2 protein-coding genes and 1 pseudogene are annotated in these 1,804 nt (G+C 41.2%); all 3 read left to right on the forward strand.

Annotated features, from left to right (window positions below; genetic code table 11):
* A pseudogene (locus tag Q0296_RS07665) lies at nucleotides 1-403 on the forward strand (NAD-dependent deacetylase); the annotation flags it as partial.
* Between the two features lie 53 nt (nucleotides 404-456).
* Entirely contained in the window at nucleotides 457-1,374 is a 918-nt protein-coding gene (locus Q0296_RS07670; protein WP_298038920.1) for a WYL domain-containing protein, read from the forward strand.
* Between the two features lie 13 nt (nucleotides 1,375-1,387).
* Nucleotides 1,388-1,804 (forward strand): Fic family protein (locus Q0296_RS07675; RefSeq protein WP_298038923.1); only part of this gene is annotated, 417 nt, incomplete at its 3' end.

Below are 1,804 nucleotides of genomic sequence, written 5' to 3' on the forward strand. Positions count from 1 at the left end.
CCACAAGCGTGATGGCGCTATATGGCAGACTTGTAGCGACGTCAAAATAAATGAAGAGAAATTTATCGCTTTAGATATGCCAGTTTGCCCAGAGTGTGGCTGCGTGAGCCGCCCAAATATCGTGATGTTTTACGACTGGATGGTAAATACAAGGCGCATAAACGAGCAGTATAAAAGATATGAAGCGTGGCTTGAGCAAAACAAAGATAGCCGCTTTGTGCTCATAGAGCTAGGCGCTGGGCTTGCGGTGCCGACAATTAGAAATTTTGGTGAGAAATTCGTTAAACGCTCCAAAAAAGCAACTCTTATCCGTATAAACCCACGAGATAACTACATCTCGCAGTATATAGGCATAAGTCTAAAATGTGGCGCGCTAGATGGCCTTAGGCAGATATTATGCTAGAAAAGACATCTTCTAGTCCTAATTTGGATATAATCCCCAAACTAGGAGGTCAAATGAAACCCATCATAACCAAACAAGAAAACAGCAAATTTGAACGTATAAATTTTATAGCCCTAAAGCTAAGAGAGAGACCGCACACGATAAAAGAGCTAACAGCTATGCTTGGAGTGACCTCAAAGACCATCCAGCGCGACCTTTACGACACGCTAAGAGAGTATGGTGCCGTCAAAAAGGGGCACTACTGGAGCCTAAACGACGAGGACGCGAGCGACGGACTAGACGGCGATGATAGGGTGGTGCTAAACATCCTTGATAACATGGCAAAAAACATGGGATCAAATTTTTACAGCAAGGCTCACGTGCTTTTAGAGCAAATTTCTCAGCAGCTAAACCACCCGATACTGACAAACATAAACAACGAAAAGCTAAGCGAGGATGACCTTGTAAATTTTCAAACGCTTGAGGATGCTATAAGAGAAAAAGCGGAGATAACATGCACGTATAACGGCTTTGAGTTTCTTGTAAAGCCTCTAAAGCTAGCACTTTTTGAGGGATTTTGGTATCTGCTCTTGCTTGATAGCAACAAGGGTGATAAATTTAAAAAATTTCACCTAAAGAGCATAAAAGATATAAAGCATAGTGGGGATAAATTTGAGCTAAGTAGTGAGCTAGATGAGCGTGTAAAGGCGATGAACTCAGCATGGGCAAATTTAGAAGCCCCAAAAATAGCAAGACTACTACTAGCGCCAGAAGTGGCGAAATACTTTGAGCGAAAACCACACGCAAAGCAGCGTATAACTGGTCAAGATAGCGACGGCTCAGTCGAGATAGAGATAGAATTTACGCACATAATGGAGATAAAGCCGCTCATATACTACTACCTGCCATTCATAAAGGTGCTTGAACCAAAAGAGCTAGCTGACGAGGTCAAAAAAGATGTCAGCGAGTATCTAAAAGAGATAAATTTCTAATCTAAGAGGCGCTATGAGTAGCAATGATAAAGAGACGCTAGAGCTTATTAGATACTACAAAAAGAGCTGGTCGCTACTGCAAAAATTTGATGATGGCTCACTTGGACCCTGCAAAAGCGATGTGGGCGAAAATTTTATCCTTGGATATGACGAAGCACTAATGGCAGTAGATGAGCTAAAAAGAGAGCTTATAAACAAGGGTGAGGCGTCAAATATCTTTGGTATTCAAAAGGCAGATGAATTTGAAGGGATAATAAAAAATATCTATCAGACATTTGGCGGACGTGATCTTTTGGCAAGCCCACAAGAAAAAGCGGCAAATTTGATCTACTATATCATCAAAGATCACCCTTTTAGCGACGGCAACAAACGCATCGGATCATTTATATTTATCTTGTTTTTATCAAAGTGCAAGCTTCTTTTTAAAAGT

It is taken from the genome of uncultured Campylobacter sp. (genome assembly GCF_937890585.1).
GTDB lineage: Bacteria > Campylobacterota > Campylobacteria > Campylobacterales > Campylobacteraceae > Campylobacter_A.